Raw genomic sequence first — 21,978 nt, forward strand, 5'->3', positions numbered from 1 at the left:
TGCGGAATGCGCCGTTATCTCATTGGAGAATAGAGCGGTTCTGCCATTGCAAAGGAATTGCTTTTGAATGGCTGTCGCTCAGTTTCGCGGCCGGAGCCAGAGCGGACCTTAGTCAGGCCGCTTAAAAAATATCAAATCGATAATTTATGTATAAAAGCAATTCGTTGCTTGAGACGCGCAGGCCTCGGCATCGCGCCGTCCGGGTAGATGGTCAGCGCGGGTCGGCCCGCTCCAGCTCGGAGGCGAGGGCCTCCGGCTTCAATATGACCATCAGGCCGCGCCGGTTGGTGAGGATGCCGTCCTGCTGCATCCGGCCCATTTGCACCGTCACCCATTGCCGCGTGGCGCCGATGAGGGCGGCGAGGTCCGCATGGGTGAAGGCGGCGGCGATGAGGATGCCGCGCTCATCCTTCACGCCATAGGTCTGGGCGAGGTGCTGCAGCAGCTGCACGAGCCGCTGCGCAACCGAGCGCGTGCCGAGCATCTGCGCGAAGGCGGAGTAGCAGCGTGCCTTGAACACCAGCGCATCGATGATGCCGATGGCGAGGTCCGGCACTTGCCGCGCCAGCTGGCGCAGGCCCGCGCCGGGCAGGAAGACCAGCCGGCTCGGCCGGACCGCCGTCGCCGCCCACATGTGCGTGCCGCCGCCGAACACGTCCGGTCCGCCCACGAAATGGCCTCTGGCCCAATAAGCGAGCGTGATCTCCCGGCCCGAGGGCGCCACGTAAAAGCTGCGGATCTGGCCCTCCTCGATCACCACGATCCCGTCGTGGCGCTCGCCCTGCCGGAAAAGCGGCTCGCCGGATGCAAGGCGCATCTCGTGGCCGTGCATCCGCACCAGCGCCTGGTCCTCTTCCGACAGCCGCTCGATGAGGCTTGCCTCGCGCAGAAGGGGCATCTCCCATTCCGCCAGAAGGATGGGCGCGCCGAGGCCGGGCTCCTGTCCGCCATCTGATGCCATGGGTCCTCGTCCCACCCTCTCGTCGCGCGGGAGGCCGATCTCTGGGGATATCGAGACGCCGCGTCGATCTCCCGTCGTCCACGGATATCACATCTGCATGGCGAGCGCCGGGCCGGCACCGGCCAGCCCGGCGGATGTCGCGGAAGCTGTCGGTCTCGCGGTCAGATTTCAAAGAGGCGGACAGGCCGAGGCACATCAAAGCACGGAGGTCGTTTATGAGCGCGCAGGGGCATGCCTGCCGTCATTTCCGGACCGGTTTACGCTTGGTGGAAAGGGTGTTGGCCCCAGGCCGAGTCCTTCCATCTGTACCGCTCGGGCTCATGCCCTCCTGATCCTTGCTGGCGATGAGCGACTTGAGGATGGACAGGAATTCGGCCGCGTTGGGCGTCATCACGACGCCTTTCCGCGTGACGATGCCATAGGGCTCCAGCTCTCCCTTCACCTCCAGTGGCAGGCGGACGAAGCCGCCGCCGGCCACTTCCTGCGCGACAATGGTACTCGGCAGCATGGACACCATGCCCGCGTGCCGCACCAGATTGAGCGTGGCGAAGATGGAGGAGGTCTCCACCAGATTGTCGAGCGTCCTGAGCCCTGCCGCGGCGAATGCGGTATCGATGAGACGACGCATGGGGCTCGGGGCCGGCTGGAGCACCCAGGGCAGATCGCCCATGTCGGCGAGGTCGAGATGGGTCCGCCCGGCCAGCGGATGCGAAGCCGCCGCGAACGCCCACAGCTCCTCCATGGAGAGGGGCTCGAAATCGAACTTCGCCCGGTCCTCGCTGGTGGGCAGGCGGCCGATGACGAGATCCAGCTCGCCCCGCCCGAGCGCGCCGATGAGCTGGTCGGAGGTGGTGGCGAGCACCTGGATGGTCATGAGCGGACGCTGGCGCTTCAGCTCGGCGATGGCGCGGGGCAGGAGGTCGGACGCGGTCGCCATGATGGCCCCGAGCGCCAGCGCGCCATAGCCGCCGCGCTTGAGATTGGCGAGGGCTCCGGCGAAACGTTCGCCATCGGTCAGCGCGCGGCGCGCATAGTCCACCACATGGGTGCCGATCTCGGTGGCGATCATGGCACGCGGCGTGCGCTCGAACAGCTTCACCCCCAGCGTGTCCTCCAGATCCTGCAGGATTTTCGTCGCAGCCGGCTGCGTCATGTTCAGCTCCGCCGCCGTGCGGCGGAGATTTCCCGTGCGTCCGAGAACGTCCACGAGCCGAAGCTGCTTGAAGCGCAGGCGCGAGAGGAGCGCCGTCGGTGCGAGGTCCCGCATGGCGATAACCTGATGGAATAGGCTGAACAGAACTTCTCATTATCCCGTTATCGCTCAGTCGGCTAGCGTCCCCGCGAATTGGCTCGAACCGGTCCGGCCCATAACGGACGAACGGCGGACCGATGGGAGGAAACACATGAAGCTCGTTCGCCATGGCGCGGCGGGGCAGGAACGCCCTGGCCTCATCGACGCGGAAGGCCGCCTGCGCGACCTCACCGGCTCCGTCCCCGACATCGCCGGAACCGCCCTGCTTCCTGACAGCCTCGATCGCCTGAAGGCCATCGACCCGGCGACCCTGCCGCTGGTGGAGGGCAATCCCCGCATCGGCGCCTGTGTCGGCTCCGTGGGCAAGCTGGTCTGCGTCGGCCTCAACTATTCCGACCATGCGGCCGAGAGCGGTCTGCCCGTGCCATCCGAGCCGGTGCTGTTCATGAAGGCTACCAGCTCCATCGTCGGACCCAATGACGATGTGGAAATCCCCCGCGGCTCGAAGAAGACCGACTGGGAGGTGGAATTGGGCATCGTCATCGGCAAGCCGGCCAAATACGTGAGCGAAGAGGACGCCCTCTCCCACGTCGCCGGCTATTGCGTCATCAACGATGTGTCGGAGCGCGAATTCCAGATCGAGCGCGGCGGCCAGTGGGACAAGGGCAAGGGCTGCGACACCTTCGGACCCATGGGTCCTTGGCTCGTCACCGCCGACGAGGTGGCCGACCCGCAGGACCTCCACATGTGGCTGGAGGTGGATGGCAAGCGCTTCCAGGACGGCTCCACCCGCACCATGATCTTCGGCGTCGCGCACCTCGTGAGCTACATCAGCCAGTTCATGAGCCTCCAGCCGGGCGACGTGATCTCCACCGGCACCCCTCCCGGCGTCGGCCTCGGGCAGAAGCCCCCGCTCTATCTCACGCCGGGCCAGACCATGCGCCTCGGCATCCAGGGCCTCGGCGAGCAGCGCCAGACCACCGTGCAGGGCTGAGGAGCAGCGCCATGACCAACATTGATCTCAAGGGCCGCGTGGCCATCATCACCGGCGGCGCGCGCGGTATCGGATATGCCACCGCGCAGCGCATGCTCGCCTCCGGCGCCGAGGTTTCGCTCTGGGACATCGACGCCGCCCGCCTCGCGGAGGCTGCGGCTGAACTCGGCAAACTCGGGAAGGTCTCCACCGAGACTGTGGAACTGACCGACGAAGCCTCCGTCACCGCCGCCGCCGCCAGCGTCGCGGCGAAGCACGGCAAGATCGACATCCTTGTCAACAATGCCGGCATCACCGGCGGCAACGGCAAGACGTGGGAACTCGCCACCGACGTGTGGCGGCGGGTGATCGACGTGAACCTCGTCGGCCCCTTCCTCACCTCCAAGGCGGTGGTGCCGCATCTCCTCGCCAACGGCTGGGGCCGCATCGTCAACGTCGCCTCCATCGCCGGCAAGGAAGGCAATCCCAACGCCTCGCACTATTCCGCGTCGAAGGCCGGCCTCATCGGCCTCACCAAGTCGCTGGGCAAGGAACTGGCGCAGTCCAACGTACTGGTGAACTGCATCACGCCCGCCGCCGCGCGCACCGAGATCTTCAACCAGATGAGCCAAGAGCACATCGACTTCATGCTGTCGAAGATCCCCATGGGCCGCTTCCTGGAAGTGGACGAGGCGGCGTCCCTCATCGCCTGGCTGTCGTCCGAGGACTGCGCCTTCTCCACCGGCGCGGTGTTCGACATCTCCGGCGGCCGCGCGGTGTATTGACCGCAATACGAGAATTACTGGCGGCGTGACGCCGCCGTCTCCCCGCGCATCCCGGCCATCGGGCCGCGCCAAGACAAGAGCCGTCCGGGAATGAGCCCGAGACGGCCGGAGGCAACGTTTCCAACAGGAGAGGCTCATGCCCGCCCCGTCCGCGTCGCTTCAGGCGACGATTTCCAAGGTCACAAAGCGGCTCCTGCCGTTCCTTCTGCTGATGTACGTGCTCGCCTTCCTCGACCGGGCGAACGTAGGCTTCGCCAAGAAGGCGTTCCAGGCCGACACCGGCATCTCGGATGCCGCCTTCGCGCTCGGCGCCTCCATCTTCTTCCTCAGCTATGCGCTGTTCGAAGTGCCTTCGAACATCATCATGCACCGTGTCGGTGCGCGCATCTGGATGGCGCGCATCATGATCACCTGGGGCCTCATCTCCGCGGCCATGATGTTCGCCCACAACGAATTCACCTTCTACGTCCTGCGCGTGCTGCTGGGCGCCGCGGAGGCCGGCTTCTTCCCGGGCGTGATCTTCTATCTGACCCTCTGGTTCCCCTCCTTCGCCCGCGGCCGGGCGATGGGGCTGTTCTATTTCGGCGCGCCGCTCGCCTTCATCTTCGGCTCGCCGCTGTCCGGCCTACTGCTGGATTGGCATGGCCTCGGCGGGCTGCATGGCTGGCAGTGGATGTTCATGGTGGAAGGGCTGCTCGCCACCGTCGTCGGTGTCTGGGCCTATTTCTACCTCGACAACAAGCCGGCTGACGCCAAGTGGCTGACCCAGGCCGAGAAGGACGAATTGAGCGGCGTTCTCGCCGCCGAGGAGGCGCACAAGACCACCCACGGCCCGTCGCACCTGCTCTCCGCCATGCGCAACATGAAGGTGCTGCACTTCGCGCTCATCTATTTCCTCATCCAGATGAGCGTGTACGGCGTCGTCTTCTATCTGCCGACGCAGGTGGCGAACCTGCTCGGCACCAAGGTCGGCCTGCAGGTGGGCTTCGTCTCGGCGATCCCGTGGGTGTGCGCGCTGGTGGCCGCCTACATTCTGCCGCGCATGGCGGACGCCTCCGGCAACAGGCGTGGCTATGCGGCGGCGATCCTTGCGGTGTCGGGCCTTGGCATCGCAGCATCGGTGGCCACCACCTCGCCGGCGCTGGCGCTCCTCGCGCTGTGCTTCGCCGCGGCTGGCTTCATCGCCGTGCAGCCCATCTTCTGGACCTTCCCCACCGACTACCTCGGCGGCGTGGCGGCGGCGGGCGGCATCGCCCTCATCAACTCGCTCGGTGCGCTGGGCGGCTTCGTGGCGCCGAACGTGAAGACTTGGGCGGAGGCGGCTTTCGCCTCCCAGTCGGCCGGCCTCTATCTGCTCGCCGGGACCACGCTCATCGGCGCGTTGCTGATCCTCGCCATCGGCCAGTCGCGGGCGCTTCCCGCCGCGCCGGCCGCCCGCCGCGCGTGATCTGCGCCTGATTTCGACCAACTGACGCCCCGCGCACGACGCGGGGCGAAGAGGAGACAGAACCATGGCCATGCCGACCATCAAGGCGGTCCGCGCCTATACCGTGCGCGGCGGCGGCGCCGACTATCACGACACCCAGGGCTATCACTGGATCGACGACCACATCGCCACCCCCATGGCGCGCTACGAGGAATATCGGCAGAGCCGCCGCTCCTTCGGCATCAATGTGCTCGGCACGCTGGTGGTGGAGGTGGAGGCCTCCGACGGCACCATCGGCCTCGGCGTGACCACTGCTGGCGAGATCGGCGCCTTCATCGTGGAGAAGCACCTTTCGCGCTTCCTTATCGGCCGTCAGGTGACCGAGATCGAGAAGATCTGGGACCAGATGTATTTCTCGACCCAGTTCTACGGCCGCAAGGGCGTGGTGGTGAACACCATCTCCGGCGTGGACATCGCATTGTGGGACCTGCTCGGCAAGCTGCGCGGCGAGCCGGTGCATGCCCTGCTCGGTGGCCCGGTGCGCGATGAGCTGCAGTTCTACGCCACCGGCGCGCGGCCGGACCTTGCCAAGGAAATGGGCTTCATCGGCGGCAAGCTGCCGCTGCTGCACGGCCCGGCCGAGGGCGACGAGGGCCTGAAGAAGAACATCGAGAAGCTGGCCGACATGCGCGCCAAGGTCGGCGACGACTTCTGGCTCATGTACGACTGCTGGATGAGCCTCGACCTCAACTATTCCATTCGCCTCGCCCACAAGGCGCAGGAATTCGGCCTGAAGTGGATCGAGGAATGCCTCTCCCCTGATGACTATTGGGGCTACGCGGACCTCAAGCGCAACGTGCCGAAGGGCATGCTGGTGACCACCGGCGAGCACGAGGCCACCCGCTGGGGCTTCCGCATGCTGCTGGAGATGGACTGCTGCGACATCATCCAGCCGGACGTGAACTGGTGCGGCGGCGTCACCGAGCTGATCAAGATCTCGGCCCTGGCGGATGCCCACGGCAAGCTCATGGTGCCCCATGGCTCGGGCGTCTACAGCTACCATTTCGTCATCACGCGCCATAACAGCCCGTTCACCGAGATCATCATGAGCGCGCCCAATGCGGACGAGGTGCGCCCCGCCTTCAGCCCGCTGCTGCTGGACGAGCCGGTGCCGGTCAACGGCCGCATGAAGGCCTCGGTGCTCGACAAGCCCGGCTTCGGCGTGCGCCTCAATCCCGAGGTCGAGCTGCACCGCCCTTACGGCAACTGAGCTTCGTTCCGTCTCCTCCCAGGCTGGCCGGCGCCGTGTGCGCCGGCCTTTTTTGTTGGGCGTCCTCCCACTCGCCCTGCAGCCCGAGCGCGGTTGGGTCCGCTGTCCGCGCGAAAGAGCCCTGCCGGCGCACGCCTGCGCTCCCACTTTCCGCCAGACATTCGATGGGAGAAAAATATTTCCCCCTCGGGCAAGTAGGCGGGACATGCGATCCCGTTCCCGGCTACCTTATGACGAGATAGTCTCCGATGCTGGCGAGGTGCGGCGCGCTGTCGGCCTCCCGCTCGGCGGCCACGGTCTGACGCAGGGCCGATCTCGACGAAAGGCAGGACAGTGGCAATGGATGTGGTCCATCTCGAAACCGACATTCTGGTGATCGGCTCCGGCGCCGCCGGCATGATGGCAGCGCTGGAGGCCGCGAAGGATGGCGCCAGCGTCATCCTCGCCGACCGGAGCCTCATCGGCCGCAGCGGCGCCACCATCATGGCGCAGATGACCGTGGCGGTGGCGCTCGGCTCCCAGACGCCGGATTCCTGGGAGCATCACCTCGCCGATACCCTCGCCGCCGGCCGCGAACTCTGCGACGTCTCCCTCGCCCAGCTGGTGTGCGAGGAGGGTCCCCGCGACATCCTCCAGCTGGACGCGTGGAAGGTCGGCTGGGCGCGCAACGACGACGGATCCATCCGCCAGGCGCTGGCGCCGGGTCACGACCGGCCGCGCTGCGTCTACGTGGACTTTCTCTCCACTGGCCCGGCGGTGGCCAAGACCCTGCGCGGTCGCGTGCTGCGCCAGAAGGAGGTCACACGCATTGGCGACCTCTACATCACCGATATCCTCGTGACCGACGGCGTCGCGACCGGCGCGGCGGGCTTCTCGCTCGCCGACGGGCGGCCGGTGGCGGTGAAGGCCAAGGCCGTCGTGATCGCCACCGGCGGCCTCACGCGGCTGTACCAGCGCAACAGCGCCTCCGCCAACATGGGCGGCGACGGATACGCCCTCGCGCTCCGCGCCGGCGCGGAGCTGACGGACATGGAGTTCGTGCAGTTCTTCCCCATCGGCCACCTTGCCCCGCGCCTCGTGGGCATGGATCCCATCATGTGGGACCCCTTCCGCTACAAGCTCGGCGGTCGCCTGCTCAACGCCGAGATGCGCGAGTTCGTCAACGACTACGGCAATGAGGAGGCCGGCACCTATAATGTGACGCGCGACCGCGCCACGTTCGCAATCCTCTCCGAGGTGAAGGCCGGCCGGGGCTCCCCCGCGGGCGGCGCCTTTCTGTCGTTCCAGCACATCCCGGCGGAGACGCTGCGGGCCTCCTTCGGACCGGTCATCGACCGGCTCGCCGCCAACGGCATCGACCTCACCCAGATGCCCATCGAGGTGGCACCCATCGCGCACTACCACATGGGCGGGGTGAAGGTGGACGCCCAGATGCGCACGAGCGTGCCGGGCCTGTTCTCCTGCGGCGAGGCGAACGGCGGCGCCAACGGCGCCAACCGCCTCTCCGGCAATGCCATCACCGAAGCCTTCGTGTTCGGCCGCACTGCCGGCCGCACCGCATCGCTCCATGCGCGTTCAGCCGGGAATGCCGATGCTCCGGTGCCGGCCGGCGCGCTCGACCTCGTCTCCGCAGTGACGCCCGATGGCGGCGAGATCCACGCCGGCCTCATCGCCGACCTGCAGCAGACCATGGCCGTGAATGTCGGCCCGTTCCGCACCGAGGAGGGCCTTCGCCGGGCGCTCGTCGCCATCGCGGACCTCAAGACGCGCCTCGGCGCACTGCCGCCGGGTGCGCCCGGCCCTTACAACATGGCGCGGCTCGACTGGTTCGATCTGCGCACGATGCTCCTCGTCGCAGAGGTGGTGACGCGCTCCGCGCTCCTCCGCAAGGAGAGCCGCGGCGCCCACCAGCGCGACGATTTCCCCGCCATGGATCCCGCCTTCGTGCTGCACCACACGGTGAAGCTGGCGGGAGACGACATCGTGCTCGACCGCGCCCCGGTCGAAGGCCGTACCATCTGCGAGGTCGCGTGATGCGTGAGACAGCCACCCTGATCGTCCGCCGCGGCCATGCCGGTGAGGAGAGCCGCACCTCGACCTATGAGGTGCCCTACACGCCCGGCCAGTCGGTTCTGGACGGGTTGCGCTTCGTGCGGACCAACCTCGATTCCACGCTGTCCGTCCGCCACTCCTGCATCAATGCCAACACCTGCAAGGAGTGCATGATCATCGTCGACGGCAAGGTGGATTATGCCTGCACGGCCCGCCTTGAGCCGCGCGAGATGATGCTGGAGCCGCTGGGCAACAAGGCACACCTGCGCGACCTCGTGACCGAGATCACGCCGCCGGACGAGCGCCTGGAGCATGCGCTCAAGTCGGGCGTCGGCAAAGTCGTGGTGGGGGCGTGAGCAGTTTCGGTGGCCGACGGGATGATAAAGCAGTAGCCCGCCGGCTGATGGCGAAATCCGGAGCGCTGGTCTGGCGCCCCGGATTTGCATGGTGGCAACGTGCTCCGCTATTCGGCGGCATTGAGGCTCGCGGTCTCCGCGACTTCGGCCGAGATCATCTTCTGTAGGAGCTTGCGCACCTTCACCGCCGCGATGTCATTAGACATGAGAACCGGATCAAGGCTGAAGAAATCCGCCGTTCCCATCTCCTGCTGAACCGCGCGGATCACCGGCCCGTCCTCGTTCTCGAAGGCGGCATGCATGCCCTCGATCTTCAGGCGATTATATTCGGCATCCTCCACCACGTGGTTGCGGCGCGTCGCGAAGAAGTAGTGGGTGGAGAATTCGTCCTCCGGTGTGCAGGTGTGCAGATCGTACTGGCTGACCGCCTCGTCGAAGCTCTTGCCGTCCTGTACCGCGCCGACAGAGAGCTGAATGTTCGCTGGTGCGCTCCAGGTGATGTCGAAATAGTGCCGCGCTTCGTCGGCGGGGCGGGGCAGGAAGTTGGCGAAGATCATCATCGCCGGCTGCTGCGACCATTCCCAGCGCGCCGAGATATTGGCCGGCGTCTCGCGGATCTGCGGCACGATAGGGGACAGCTTGCCGCGGGTCGTGATGATCTCGCCATGCACGTGGTCGATGTGGCTGAGGTCCATCACATTGTCGATGATGAGCTCGTAATTGGCCGGCATGTGCATGTAAGTATATCCGGCGGCATTGGGATGCCCGATGTCGAGCGGCGAGTAGTCCGGCAAGAGATCGAGGTTCGGCGCCTCCTCGGCCATCCAGATCCAGATGAAGCCGTAGCGTTCCACCACGGGGAAGGTGCGCACGCGCGCCGCCTTGGGGATATGGCCGTTGCCGTGGGGATTCTTGGTGCACTGGCCCGTGCAGTCGAACTGCAGCGCGTGATAGAGGCAGGCCACCTCGTCACCGATCCTCTTGCCGAGGTGCAGCGGGGCGAACCGGTGGGGGCAGCGGTCGTGCAGCGCCACGGGCGTGCCGTCGGCGCGGCGATAAAGCACCACCGAGGTGCCGAGCAGCCTGCGCGGAAACAGCGCCTCGGGGCCGACCTCGGTGGAGAGCGCCGCCACGTACCAGGTGCGCTGCAGGTAACGAGCCTGAACCGTCATGAGAACCTCCCGTCTTGTTCTGGGCGTGCCGGCTGCGTGTCGCGGCCTGCATCAGCCCGTTCTTAAAAGGCTAGAGCCGAACCACGAGGCGCGGCGTGTGGGCGCGCGAGCAGCAGGGCGTGAAGCAGTCGTTGGCGGCGCGCTCGTCCTGCGACAGGTACATGTCCCGATGGTCGGGAATGCCGGAGAGCACTTCCATGGCGCAGGTGCCGCAAATGCCCTGCTCGCAGGAGAGCGGAATGGAGACGCCCGCCGCGGCAAGCGCCGTCGCCGCGCTCTGGTCGGCCTTGACCGCGATCACCTGACCCGTGCCGGCGATCTCGATCTCGAACGGCCGCCGGTCGCCGGCGGGGACTTCGGAGGCAAAACGTTCGAGGTGGATGCGGCTCCCCGGCCAACCGGCCGCGCAGGCGGTGGATGTGACGAAATCGATGAAGCCGCCCGGACCGCACACATAAAGGTGCGTGCCGACGGGTTGCGCCGCCAGCACCTCCGGTAGGAGCAGCATGGTCTCCGGCAGGTCATCGAAGTGCATGTTCACGGCGGGGGCGAACGGAGCCTCCTGGAGCCGCTCGCGGAAAGCGGCGCGATCCGGCGAGCGAACGCAGTAATGCAGCTCGAACGGCGCGCCGCGCGCGTTCAAGTCCTCCGCCATGGACAGGATCGGCGTGATGCCGATGCCGCCCGCGAGCAGCAGCGCGTGGGGGGCCGGCACAAGCGGAAAGAGGTTGCGCGGCGAGCTGATGCGCACCGTGTCGCCTTCGCGAATGTCCTGGTGAGCGCTCAGGGATCCGCCGCGCCCGTTCGGCTCCAGCAGGATGCCGAGCTGGTAGCGCTCCGGCTGCGCTGGCGCGTTGCACAGCGAATACTGCCGGACGAGGCCGTTCGGCAGCTGAAGGTCCACATGCGCCCCGGCGTCGAACGGGGGCAGGGTGCCTCCGTCCGCGGCCTCGAGGACGAGGGAGAGGATGTCCCGCGCGGCAAGAGCGCGCGAGACGACCCGGACATCGAACCAAGCGGCTGTCATTGTGCCGCTTCCCGCGCCGCTGCTGCCTCGTTCTCTTCCTGCAGCAGCTTGTCCAGCACGAACAGCATGCGGCCGGGGCCAGCATCGTGCACAATGTCCACCAGCGGGGCGTTGGGGAATTCCAGCATGCGCTCGCGCTGGCCTTCCAGCATGCGCTTGTCCTCGAGGAAGGCCTCCATGTTCGCCGTATGCATCAGATCGACGATGCCGGGAATATAGGTGGCCTTGCTGGTGCCCCAGGAGAAGTAATAGTCAATGGAATCATCATCACGCGGCGTCACGGCCTGGCTGGAGAACGTATCCAGCAGCAGGCGGCCGTTGGTGGGGCCGGATGTGGCGTCGCCCGCCTCGTGGACCGCGAAGGACAGGATGAAGTTGCACGGCACGCTCATGCGCACATGCACCTGGATGTCGAAGCGGGCGTCTTCGGGGAAGAGATGCTTGGCGAAGGCGGGCGCAGGCACCTGACGCACGCAATATCTGGTCTCGATGCCACGCGGCGTCACATTGTGCTTGGGCTTGATATAGCCCCAGTCCTCGGTGCCGCCGAAGGTCATCTCATGGACCCAAGAGACATGGCTGAGATCGGCGAGGTTCTGGATTTCCTGGCGGTAATTGGTCTTGATCTGGATCTTGTTGGTTTTGAGGATCCAGTCCGGATTGCCGGGGCCGATGGCCTCGCAGATGAGGTCGGCATCCGCCTTCGCGGGATCGCCCATCCATACCCACACCCAGTTGTCGCGCTCCACCACTGGCAGCGAGGGCACACGCGCATCGTCCGGCACCGTCGCCATGCCGGGAACGTGCGAACACTTGCCGTCGGGTCCGAACAGCATGCCGTGATACATGCAGCGGATGGAATCCTGCTCCTTGCGGCCGAGCGAGAGCGGGGCGGAGCGGTGGGGGCAGCGATCGTCCATGGCGACGATGCCACCATCAAGCTTGCGATAAAGGAGAATCGGGCGCCCCGCGATCTTGCGGACAACGAGATCCTTGGCGCCGATGCCGATATCGCTGTCCCAGCCGGCGCAATACCAGGCATTCTTCAGGAATGTTTCCGTCATCGTCTTCTCCCTAGATTTATGTTGGTTCAAGACTTGGGGTTCGGCCTTCGCGCCGCGCGCGGCCGAGGCGCAGCAGCCCTTTCGGCACAGACGGCAGGCATCCCTCATTGGGCAGCGCGGGCGGTGGGGGGCGTCGGCATCCACAAGGGCACGATGATGTTGGCCCAGCCGCGCGTGTCGTAGCCGCCGTAATTGTCCTCGTAGACGTCGCGGCTCAACTTCAGCTGGATCTTCATCGGCCCGAAGTCGTAACCGACCAGCCCGCCGACAGCGAACTGGCTCTGCCTTGCATAGCCGGGAAAGGGCGAGCTCAGGTCCGTGGAGCCGAAGGCGATGGCGCCGATCTCGAACTTGCCGAAGGTCTTGGTGGCGGTGAGATCGACGTTGAACCACGCGGGCCCGCCATCCATGCCTTCGACCCCCGTGCCGGAGATGAAGGTGGAGGAGAGGTTCCAGCCGTCCTTGAGGTAGCTGAAGGCGACCACGCCCTGGAAGGACGTGCCGTTGCGCCCCACCTCCGAACTCACCGGCAGGTAGACGCCGCCCTGGATGCCGCCGAAGAAGCCGCCGCCGAGATCCCACTTGATCTGCATGTCTATGATGGTGTTGCCGGCGCCGGAGAAGCTGGGGCCGTTCTTGAGATTGACGTTCACATAGGGCGTCACCGTATCGAGCATGATGCGGCCGCCGAAGAAGGTGTAGGGCGTCGACCAGATCAGCCAAGCGGTGTCGAGGCCGAACACGTCCTGCTGCGGGGTGGAATTGCGCTCGCCATAGGTGGGAATGGTGATGGAATAGATGCCCTCGGGAAGCGGCGCGCCGAGGGCGATGCCGGTGCTGATGCCGGGCAGGATTTCCGAGCCGGCGCAGGCCGGCGACGACAGAGCCGCAGCGATGCCTGCACCTGTGAGGAATCTTGCAATCTTCTTCATTTGGCGGATCCCCGAATATTTTGTCGTTATTTGGTGCGGCAGGCGGGAATGTCTCTCCGTGCCGCTATCCTGGAATTAGACTGGAGCCAAAGCACGTCGCCAATTACCGAGATGGTATGGCCTCATACCCTGGCTGAGATTCCGCTGGGCGCGCATGGGCAGGCATCGCCACGCCGAAAGGCGTGGGCGTTTTTCTTTGTGAAAGCTGGCGCGTAAACAGCAAAGACTGCAACGGTTGCCGTATTCGCGTCAAGGTATAGTGTCCGACCAAGATGGTTTTGGATTCTCTCCGGCCGAACGTGGAGGATCGGGACCATGACGATATTCGCGCCCCTCTCCCGAAAATCTCCCACGATCGACAAGATCGAGACCTTCCTCGTCGATCTGCCGACCATCCGGCCGCACCGCCTCTCGGTGGCGACCATGGAAGGGCAGACGCTGATGCTGGTGCGGCTGCATATGTCGGATGGCATCATCGGCACCGGCGAGGGGGCGACCATTGCGGGCCTGGCCTACGGGCCGGAAAGCCCGGAGAGCATGAAGCTCCACATCGACACCTACTTGGCGCCCGTGCTGGCGACCTGCGATCCCACGCGCATCCGGGCAACCATGGAGACCCTCTCCAAAGCGGTGAAGGGCAATCACTTCGCCAAGAGTGCCGTGGAGACTGCCCTTCTCGATGCGCAGGGCCAGCGCGTCGGGCTGCCGGTATCGGAGCTTCTCGGGGGACGTGTCCGCGAGCGCCTCCCGGTGGCCTGGACGCTGGCCTCTGGCGACACCGCCCGCGACATCGCCGAGGCGGAGGAGATGCTGGCGCGGCGTCGCCACAACGTCTTCAAGCTGAAGATCGGTCGTCAGCCCGTGCGGCAGGATGTGGCCCATGTGGCCGCCATCAAGGCGGCGTTGGGCGAGCGCGCCAGCGTGCGGGTCGATGTGAACATGGCATGGAGCGAGAGCGAAGCGAATTTCGGCCTCGCCGCGCTCGCCGATGCGGGCTGCGACCTCGTGGAGCAGCCGGTGGCCCGTGTCGACGCGCTCGCCCGCCTCACCGCGCGCGGCATCGTTCCGGTGATGGCCGACGAAAGTCTGCAGGGCCCGGCCTCGGCCTTCGATCTCGCCGCCCAGCATGCCGCCGACGTGTTCGCGGTTAAGATCGAGCAGTCCGGCGGGCTGGACGCCGCCGCACGGGTCGCGGAGATCGCCGATGCGGCCGGCATCGCGCTCTATGGCGGAACCATGCTGGAGGGCGCCGTCTCCACCATCGCCTCCGCCCACCTGTTCGCGACTTTCCCGCGCCTCGCCTTCGGCACCGAGCTGTTCGGGCCGCTGCTCATCACCGAGGAAATGCTCACCGAGCCGCTCGACTACAGCGACTTCGCGCTGACGGTGCCGAAAGGCCCCGGCCTCGGCATCGCGCTCGATGAAGACAGGATCGCGCGGTTCCGCCGCGACGGACCCCGCCGCACCCTTAGCGTGGTCGCATCCGGCCAAAAGGGCTGAAGCACCCCACCCGCTTCCAACATAATGACCCAGGAGAGGCCCATGCCCAGCAACATCATCGATCGCAAGATCATCGACACCCTCGCGCGGCGCGCTGCCGGCAGCGATACCGAAGGCGGCAACCCGCGCCTCAAAGAGATCGTCCATCGCCTGACGCACGACCTCATGGTCGCCATCGACGATCTCGACATCTCCATGGACGAGTTCTGGACGGGTGTCGCCTACTTCGCCGCTGCCGGAAAGTCGGACGAACTCGGCCTGATTGCGCCGGGCCTCGCGGTGGAGCATTTCCTCGATCTGCGCCTTGACGAGGCGGAGCGTCTCGCCGGCATCGAGGGCGGTACCCAGCGCACCATCGAGGGGCCGCTCTATGTGGCAGGCGCGCCCCTCGAGAAGGGCGAGGCGCGGCTCGATGACGGCTCCGACGCGGGCGAAGTTCTGTTCATGGAGGGCCGCGTGACGGGCTCGGACGGAAAGCCGGTGGCGGGCGCCATCGTGGATGTCTGGCACGCCAACACCAAGGGCAATTATTCCCACTTCGATCCGAGCCAGGTGCCGTTCAACCTGCGTCGCCGCATCGAGACCGACGCGGACGGCATCTACCGCTTCCGCACCATCATGCCTTCCGGCTACGGCTGCCCGCCCGGCTCGCAGAGTCGCCTCCTGTTCGAAAGCCTCGGGCGGCACGCCGAGCGCCCGGCGCACATCCATTTCTTCGTGAGCGCGCCCGGCTATCGCAAGCTCACCACCCAGATCAACATCGATGGCGACGCGTACCTGCACACCGACTTCGCCTTCGGTACCCGCGATGGCCTCATCCCGAACGTGACGCGCGTGGCGGACGCGGCCGAAGTCCATGCGCGCGGGCTCAATGCGCCCTTCGCGCTCATCGGCTTCGACTTCGCTCTGGTGCCCGATGTCGAGGGGGCGGTGACCACCGAGATCAACCGCCCGCGAGCGGCGGCCTGAAGCGTTTGTAGGAAGGTCCCTACCTTCGGCCGCAAGGATGGGGGCGCGAGGCAAGGCGGGAGCGCGCATGCTCACGCCTTGCCTCCAGCGATCTTCTTGCCCAAAGCGACGAAGTTGGAGAGCACTGCGCTCTGCTCGAAGCGTCGGTAGTTGAAAGACAGGCTGGTGCCGGGGTTGTGGCCCTCGTAACCCCTGAACACGACGCCGGGGCGTGCGCCTTCCGCCACCGATCTCGGCACGAGGCCGATGCCTACCCCGATGGAGATGAGGCTGATGGCCGTCTGGTAGTCCTGCGCCATGACCTGCTCGGCCGGGATGAAGCCGGCATGGGCGCAGGTGTCGAGCACGAGATCGGCAAAGCTTGGCCGCGGCTGGCGCGGATAGAGCACGAAGGTTTCGTGCCTGAGTTCGGCGAGATGGAACGGCCGCTCGCGGCCATCGTCCGGCAGCGCGAGGATGAGGTCTTCCTGCGCGATCGGCTCGCTCTTCAGGTCGTCGTCCACCAGCTTCGGCCGGGCAACGGCGAGGTCGATTTCCCGGTGCAGCACCGCGCGGCGCAGCTCCGCATTGTTCATGGCGGACAGGGCCAGTTCCACATTGGGATAGGTGGCGCGGAAGGCGCGGACGATGGGCGGGAACACGCCGTAGGTGGCAGTGCCTACGAAGCCGATGCGGAGCCAGCCGGATCGGCCCTCGCCGGCGCGCTGCACCTCCTCCTCCGTATGCTCCACCAGCGCCAGGATCTCGCGGGCACGGGCCAGCATCAGCTCGCCGGCATGGGTGAGGCGGATCTGGCTGCGGCTGCGGTCGAACAGCTCCGCTCCGACGTCCTGTTCGAGCTGCGCAATGCGCCGGCTGAGCGGCGGCTGCGCGATGTTCAGCCGCGCCGCAGCCCGGCTGAAATTCAGCTCTTCGGCCGCCGCGACGAAATACCAGAGGCGCTTGAAGTCGAGACTCTTGGCAAGGGAGGCCACTGATTTCCATCCGCAAATTGAAGATACGGGGGCGCTGCCTCCGGCCGGACGGGCGAAGGTCCATCGCGCATCGGACGAAACAGGAGGCCGGCAGCGGCCGGCGCGCCGGGACTAGCCGGCGTGGCGCGCGCGCAGGATTGCCGCCGGAGCCCGCGGCGCGGGCGACGGGGCGCGGGACTGCCGGGTGTGCTGCCGGTCGCACGGATCGTTCTTCAAGGCCTGCTTGCTCATGAAACACCTCCCCGCCTCATTTCATCGAGGCATTTTCTGGGATGCGCGGCCGATCGCGGCCCGCTCCCGTTTGGAGGCTTTCTAAGCATCTTCGGTGCCAACTCAGGATCGGCCCTGAAACCGAGGCGATCCGGCGATCGGTGCCCGCCAGCCGGCCGGCGGGTCGGAGGGCAACTGCCGGATTTCAGAAAGCCGGTCTTTTCGGGTGTCTGCTTTCATGGAAAGCTTGCGATCAAACAAGAAGCTGTCCCAAGGGGGAGTGATGAACGCCAAGACGGAGCAGGGTGGCAGCGCAGCCCAGCCGGGCTATGCGGGCTGGATCGACCGCGCGCTGGCCGAGCATGTCCGCTTTGCGCCCGATGTGGGACAGATCGCATTGTTCGGCCAGAGGATGCTTCTGCTACACGCCTCCTCCTTCACCGCGCTGCGGCGGGAACTGGTGGAGCGGCTCGGCATCCCCCAGGCGCGGGAGATCATGACGCGCCTCGGCTACCAGCAGGGCTATGACGACGGCGTGCGGGTGCTCGAGAGCGCGGGCGACCACCCCATCGAGGAACTGCTCTCTATGGGTCCGCGTCTGCGGGCGATGGAGGGTTTCGTCGTCAACAGGCCCATCGACGGCATGACCTTCTCCATGGAGGCCGAAGCCCATCTGGAGCACCTCGGCCTCAGCGGCGCGCCGGCCTGCTGGATGATCGTGGGCTATGCCAGCGGCTACTGCACCGCCATCACAGGCATACCCATCCTGTGGCGGGAGATCGAATGCTGCGCCATGGGGCATTCGCACTGCCGGGTCATCGGCCGGCCGCTGGCGGAATGGAGCGACCTCTCCGAGGACGACACCAGTTATCTCCACGCCGAGACATTTGTCGGCCTCCCCAAGAGCGATGCGCCGGGGCCGGGCGCGAAGCCGTCGGCCCTTGGCAACATGGTGGGTGTCTCCGCCGGCTTCAACGCGGTGGCGGGGCTGGTTCGGCGCGTCGCGCCCACCGACAGCACGGTTCTGTTCCTCGGGGAGAGCGGGGTGGGCAAGGAGCGGTTCGCCAAGGCGCTCCATTCCATCAGCGCGCGCGTCGACAAGCCCTTCGTCGCCATCAATTGCGCGGCCATCCCCGACGAGCTGGTGGAATCCGAGCTGTTCGGCGTGGAGAAGGGCGCCTTCACCGGCGCCGACCGCTCGCGCCCTGGGCGGTTCGAGCGGGCGGATGGCGGCATTCTGTTCCTCGACGAGATCGCGACCCTGCCGCTCCCCTCCCAGGGCAAGCTGCTGCGGGCACTCCAGGAGCGGGAGATCGAGCGCGTGGGCGATTCCCGCGTGCGCAAGGTGGATGTGCGCATCATCGCTGCCGCCAACCGCGACCTGCGGCAGGAGGTGGAGGCGGGCCGCTTCCGCGAAGACCTGTTCTACCGGCTGAACGTCTTCCCAGTGACGATCCCGCCGCTGCGCGACCGGCGCAGCGACATCCCCCTTCTCGTCTCCTTGTTCCTCCAGCAATTCAGCGCACGCTTCGGCAAGACGGTGGCCGGCCTCACCCGCCATGCCCACGAGGCGCTGTGGAACTACGACTGGCCGGGCAATGTGCGCGAGCTGGAGAACATGATCGAGCGCGCCGTCATCCTGTGCGACGAGGGCGGCAGCATCGACATCCAGCACCTGTTTGCGGGTGGGGAGAAGATCAACACCCGGCTCTTCGGCATCGATGCATCCGGCCGTCTCGAAGAAGCCGGCAGGAATGCCCCCGGCGACACTCCTGTCGACGATCCGGTGGACAGCCTGCTGGACGACATGACCTCCTTCAAGGACTTGGAAGACGCCCTCCTGAAGCGCGCCTTGCGCCGCTGCAACGGCAATGCCTCTGCCGCGGCCCGGATGCTGAAGATGGGACGCGGCCAGTTCGAATACCGCATCCGCAAGGCGATGGACCGCTCGGCCGAGTGACGCGCGCCGGCTCGGCCGAGCGGAGGCTTTCCACTACGCCCCGTCGCGTAATAGCGTTGGCATCCGGAGTTTGAATGAAACCTAACCCTCGGCGATGCCTTCGGACGCCCACTGTCGGGCAGGGGCGCCAATTCATCGATCTCGTTCGATTGGTTGACGTTGGCGCCTAAAGAAATGGTGCCGGATGAAGGCGCCTCATTTCTCCGATATCCAAATGAAATTAATTATAAACTTTTTTTACAATCATGCCGATGTTAACAAGAGTGCCAAAAAGTCGGGGAGATGACTTGAGGGCGCTGTCCGTCGGACTGCCGGGAGCACGCGGGAATAGACGGGACGAGGGCCGATCAGGCCGCCTCCCATACTCGGTGCAGGATCTGAGCAGCGAGCGCGCAGAACGCCTACGCGCCGTGTCCGTGCCTGTGGTGGATGTCCGGGTAATGCGGATGCCGGTGCACCATCGGCGCGTGCCGGTGCCAGTGGCTGTGCGGCTCGCCGGAGGGTGTATCCGCATCGTGGGCGTGCTGGTGGTGCGCGTCGTGGCGGTGGCGGTGCTCGTGCTCCAGCGCCTCATGTGCGTGCTCGTGCTCATGCTGCTCCGAGAGGTGCAGCCAGAGGCCGAGCGCCATGAGTAGACCCGCGATCACGAGCTGAAGCGTAATGGCCTCGCCGAGCAGGGCAATGGACAGGACGGCCCCAACGAACGGCGCGAGCGAGAAATAGGCGCCGGTGCGCGCGGTGCCGAGATGGCGCAGCGCGAGCACGAACAAAGCGAGGCTAATACCGTAGCCGAAGAAGCCGACCACGGCAGCCGCTGCGGTGGCCTCGCCCGAAGGGAAGGCCGCCCCGTGGCCGAGGGCGATCACGAGATTGATGGTTCCGGCGATCAGGCCCTTCAGCATGGCGATCTGCACGGGATCGCCAGACGAGAGCTTCCGGGTCAGGTTGTTGTCGACGCCCCAGCACAGGCACGCCCCCGCGATTAGCGCGGCACCGAGGTCGAGCGTCGCCCGGCCCTGCCATGACAGCAGCGCAGAGCCGGCGAGGATCGCGAGCGCGCCCAGAAGGAGGCGCCTGTCCACATTCTCGCGAAAAGCGATCCAGGCGATAGCCATGGTCGCCACACCTTCCAGATTGAGCAGAAGGGATGCGCTCGCCCCATCGGTCCGGGCAAGGCCGAACATGAGCAGCAGGGGGCCGAGGACGCCGCCGGCGAGGATCACCAGCGCGAGCCATGGCACATCGGTCCGCCGCAGCGGCGCTTCCACCGCCGGCAGCCGGAGCGCGGCCCGGGACAGGTGGACGGCGGCGAGGCCAGCCCCTGCCCCGAGGTAGAGCAGGCCGGCCATCATCCATGGATCGATGGCGCCGAGAAGCAGCTTGGCAAGCGGCGTGCTCGTGCCGAACAGCGCAGCCGAGACAAGGGCGAAGACGACACCGAGCTTCACAATTCGACCCTATCCTCTGCGGGCGGTGCGTCGCCCTCAGCGCCCGAGATACTTGATGAGCGCCGCAATGCCGAGCACGACGAGCGCCAGGATGAGGAGGCCGAAGAGCCACATCCCCCACATGCCGCCGCCCATCATCTGATCGTAGTGCATGATGGTCTCTCCTCTGCGGGATCAGGCCACCTTCAGCACCGCCATCATGCCGGTCGCCATGTGGTAGAGGTGGTGGCAGTGGAGGAACCATTCGCCCTTCGGCCCGGCATCGAAGGCGATGGTGACGGGCATGTGCGGCGGCACCGTCACCGTGTCGCGCACCGCCCCGGGGAAGCGCTTCCCACCTATGCCGACCACCTGGAAATGATGACCGTGCAGGTGCATGGGATGGCTCATGCCGGTGGGGTTCATGAAGGTCATCTCCACCCGCTCTCCGGGGCTCACAACAAAGGGCTCGGCCTCGGCATGGGTCCGCCCGTTGATGGTCCAGCGGTAGCCGGCCTCCTCTCCGAGCATGATCGGAAAGACCTTGTCGGCCCTCCGCCGCGCGAGCGGCTTGCGGGCGGAAAGGCGCGCCTCGAAGTCGAGGTCGAGCAGCCCCTGCGGACGCTGGGCGGCCTCGGGAATGCGCGGGACGGACGCCCCGGCGGTCGCGAGAACAAGGCCGGTGCGGCGCCGCGAGGCCTCCACCTGCGCCAGCACGGGGAAGGCACCGCCACCGGCCGGAATATCCATCATCAAGTCAATGCGCTGGCCCTGCGCCAGCGGAAAGGCTTCCGCCAGAAGAGGTGCGCAGGGCACGCCATCGACCGCGATGCAGCGCGGCCAGAGGCCCGGTGCCGAGATGAAAAAGGCGGTGGCGGTGCCGCCGTTGATGATGCGCAGCCGCACCCGTCCGCCCTTCTCCACCCGCACCACGTCGGGATCGCCGAGGGTGCGGCGGTTGGCGAGGAAGGCGTCGTAGTCCACATCATTGGCATGGGTCATCATCCCGCCGCCCATGCCGCCCATGCCGTGCCCGGAATGGTTCATTCCCGGCATGGCGATCCCGGACATGCCGTGCATGGTCCCGCCCATGCCGTGGCTGCCGTGGGTGCTGCTCCCGCCGAGACCGGCGAGGATTTCCTGCGGGCTGCGAAAGGAGAAGTCGTGCAGCATCAAGACCACGTCCTGCACGTCGCCGGCGTCGGCCTCGCGGGTGACGAGCGGCGCGGCGAGCAGTTGCTGCTCGCTCAGGGTGTGGGAATGCATCCAGTGGGTGCCGGGCGTGAGCGGGAAATCCACCTGGTCCGTCCCACCGGGCGCCAATTCACCGCCGTCGGGGCGGGCCCGGTCCTGCTCTGGCGGGGCGAAAATCTGGCCGTGCCAGTGCATCACTGCGGGGGTGTCGGAGGTGTTGAGCACGGCGCCGGAGAGGCGGTCGCCCTCCTTGGCGAAGATGCCCTCACCGGCCGGACCCTTGACGGCGAAAACCTTGGCCGCCTTGCCGTTCACGTCGATTGTGAGGCTCTCCACGGTGATGAGCGGGGCGGCGCGGACGCGGCTCCACCCGCCGGAGAAAGCGAGCGCGCCGGCGGCGGCCCCACCCGTGAGGACGGTGCGGCGGGACACGGAGGACATCTGCTTAGGTTGGGTCATGGTCGGCCTCCTGGG

The 21,978-nt window shown here is 66.5% G+C and carries 18 protein-coding genes; 9 read left to right on the forward strand and 9 right to left on the reverse strand.

Annotated elements, in window-relative coordinates:
• Positions 1-211: 211 nt before the first annotated feature.
• Together J2126_RS19910 and J2126_RS19915 are read right to left on the reverse strand one after the other, a co-directional pair.
• Positions 212-961: a Crp/Fnr family transcriptional regulator gene (locus J2126_RS19910; protein WP_209488582.1), complete on the reverse strand. Its 750-nt coding sequence runs from the start codon at positions 959-961 to the stop codon at positions 212-214.
• Between the two features lie 241 nt (positions 962-1,202).
• The gene (locus tag J2126_RS19915; RefSeq protein ID WP_209488583.1) at positions 1,203-2,228 is read right to left on the reverse strand and encodes a LysR family transcriptional regulator; all 1,026 of its coding nucleotides are present in this window, start codon (positions 2,226-2,228) and stop codon (positions 1,203-1,205) included.
• A 136-nt stretch (positions 2,229-2,364) separates the two neighbouring features.
• Between J2126_RS19915 and J2126_RS19920 the strand changes: the two genes are divergently transcribed.
• From J2126_RS19920 to J2126_RS19945, 6 genes are all read left to right on the forward strand, one after another.
• Positions 2,365-3,207 carry a fumarylacetoacetate hydrolase family protein gene (locus J2126_RS19920; protein ID WP_209488584.1) on the forward strand — a complete coding sequence of 281 codons (843 nt, stop codon included), beginning with the start codon at positions 2,365-2,367 and terminating at the stop codon, positions 3,205-3,207.
• An 11-nt stretch (positions 3,208-3,218) separates the two neighbouring features.
• Positions 3,219-3,971, forward strand: coding sequence for an SDR family NAD(P)-dependent oxidoreductase (locus J2126_RS19925; protein ID WP_209488585.1), 753 nt, complete (start codon positions 3,219-3,221; stop codon positions 3,969-3,971).
• A gap of 136 nt (positions 3,972-4,107) precedes the next feature.
• Positions 4,108-5,418: an MFS transporter gene (locus tag J2126_RS19930; protein ID WP_209488586.1), complete on the forward strand. Its 1,311-nt coding sequence runs from the start codon at positions 4,108-4,110 to the stop codon at positions 5,416-5,418.
• Between the two features lie 64 nt (positions 5,419-5,482).
• Entirely contained in the window at positions 5,483-6,667 is a 1,185-nt protein-coding gene (gene rhmD, locus J2126_RS19935; RefSeq protein ID WP_209488587.1) for an L-rhamnonate dehydratase, read from the forward strand.
• Positions 6,668-7,006: 339 nt separating this feature from the next.
• Positions 7,007-8,701 carry an L-aspartate oxidase gene (locus J2126_RS19940; RefSeq protein ID WP_209488588.1) on the forward strand — a complete coding sequence of 565 codons (1,695 nt, stop codon included), beginning with the start codon at positions 7,007-7,009 and terminating at the stop codon, positions 8,699-8,701.
• Positions 8,701-9,075 (forward strand): 2Fe-2S iron-sulfur cluster-binding protein, encoded by a 375-nt coding sequence (locus tag J2126_RS19945; protein WP_209488589.1) that lies wholly within the window; start codon positions 8,701-8,703, stop codon positions 9,073-9,075. The genes J2126_RS19940 and J2126_RS19945 overlap by 1 nt, the downstream gene beginning before the upstream one ends.
• A 107-nt stretch (positions 9,076-9,182) precedes the next feature.
• Here J2126_RS19945 and J2126_RS19950 read toward each other — a convergent pair whose 3' ends face one another.
• The 4 genes from J2126_RS19950 to J2126_RS19965 form a co-directional block, all read right to left on the reverse strand.
• Positions 9,183-10,247, reverse strand: a complete 1,065-nt coding sequence (locus J2126_RS19950; protein ID WP_209488590.1) for an aromatic ring-hydroxylating dioxygenase subunit alpha — start codon at positions 10,245-10,247, stop codon at positions 9,183-9,185.
• A 70-nt stretch (positions 10,248-10,317) separates the two neighbouring features.
• The gene (locus J2126_RS19955) at positions 10,318-11,274 is read right to left on the reverse strand and encodes a PDR/VanB family oxidoreductase (RefSeq protein ID WP_209488591.1); all 957 of its coding nucleotides are present in this window, start codon (positions 11,272-11,274) and stop codon (positions 10,318-10,320) included.
• Complete coding sequence (locus J2126_RS19960) at positions 11,271-12,338, reverse strand: aromatic ring-hydroxylating dioxygenase subunit alpha (protein ID WP_209488592.1); 1,068 nt, start codon at positions 12,336-12,338, stop codon at positions 11,271-11,273. Before J2126_RS19960 ends, J2126_RS19955 begins: the two co-directional genes overlap by 4 nt.
• A 104-nt stretch (positions 12,339-12,442) precedes the next feature.
• Complete coding sequence (locus tag J2126_RS19965) at positions 12,443-13,270, reverse strand: transporter (RefSeq protein WP_209488593.1); 828 nt, start codon at positions 13,268-13,270, stop codon at positions 12,443-12,445.
• A gap of 315 nt (positions 13,271-13,585) precedes the next feature.
• On the opposite strand from J2126_RS19965, the gene J2126_RS19970 reads away from it, so the two are divergent.
• Together J2126_RS19970 and catA are read left to right on the forward strand one after the other, a co-directional pair.
• Positions 13,586-14,770 carry a muconate/chloromuconate family cycloisomerase gene (locus J2126_RS19970; RefSeq protein WP_209488594.1) on the forward strand — a complete coding sequence of 395 codons (1,185 nt, stop codon included), beginning with the start codon at positions 13,586-13,588 and terminating at the stop codon, positions 14,768-14,770.
• 42 nt (positions 14,771-14,812) lie between these two features.
• A complete protein-coding gene (gene catA, locus J2126_RS19975) occupies positions 14,813-15,739 on the forward strand; it encodes a catechol 1,2-dioxygenase (protein ID WP_209488595.1) in 927 nt (308 codons plus the stop codon).
• A gap of 71 nt (positions 15,740-15,810) precedes the next feature.
• Here the strand turns inward: catA and J2126_RS19980 are convergent, their stop codons facing one another.
• On the reverse strand, positions 15,811-16,713 hold the full coding sequence (locus J2126_RS19980) for a LysR family transcriptional regulator (RefSeq protein ID WP_209488596.1): 903 nt from the start codon (positions 16,711-16,713) through the stop codon (positions 15,811-15,813).
• Positions 16,714-17,206: 493 nt separating this feature from the next.
• Between J2126_RS19980 and J2126_RS25680 the strand changes: the two genes are divergently transcribed.
• On the forward strand, positions 17,207-18,883 hold the full coding sequence (locus J2126_RS25680; protein WP_209488597.1) for a sigma-54-dependent Fis family transcriptional regulator: 1,677 nt from the start codon (positions 17,207-17,209) through the stop codon (positions 18,881-18,883).
• A 401-nt stretch (positions 18,884-19,284) separates the two neighbouring features.
• Here J2126_RS25680 and J2126_RS19990 read toward each other — a convergent pair whose 3' ends face one another.
• Positions 19,285-20,334 carry a DMT family transporter gene (locus tag J2126_RS19990; protein ID WP_209490402.1) on the reverse strand — a complete coding sequence of 350 codons (1,050 nt, stop codon included), beginning with the start codon at positions 20,332-20,334 and terminating at the stop codon, positions 19,285-19,287.
• Between the two features lie 171 nt (positions 20,335-20,505).
• Positions 20,506-21,963 (reverse strand): multicopper oxidase family protein, encoded by a 1,458-nt coding sequence (locus J2126_RS19995; RefSeq protein ID WP_209488598.1) that lies wholly within the window; start codon positions 21,961-21,963, stop codon positions 20,506-20,508.
• Positions 21,964-21,978: the final 15 nt, after the last annotated feature.

The organism is Xanthobacter flavus (assembly GCF_017875275.1).
GTDB classification, from domain to species: Bacteria; Pseudomonadota; Alphaproteobacteria; order Rhizobiales; family Xanthobacteraceae; genus Xanthobacter; species Xanthobacter flavus_A.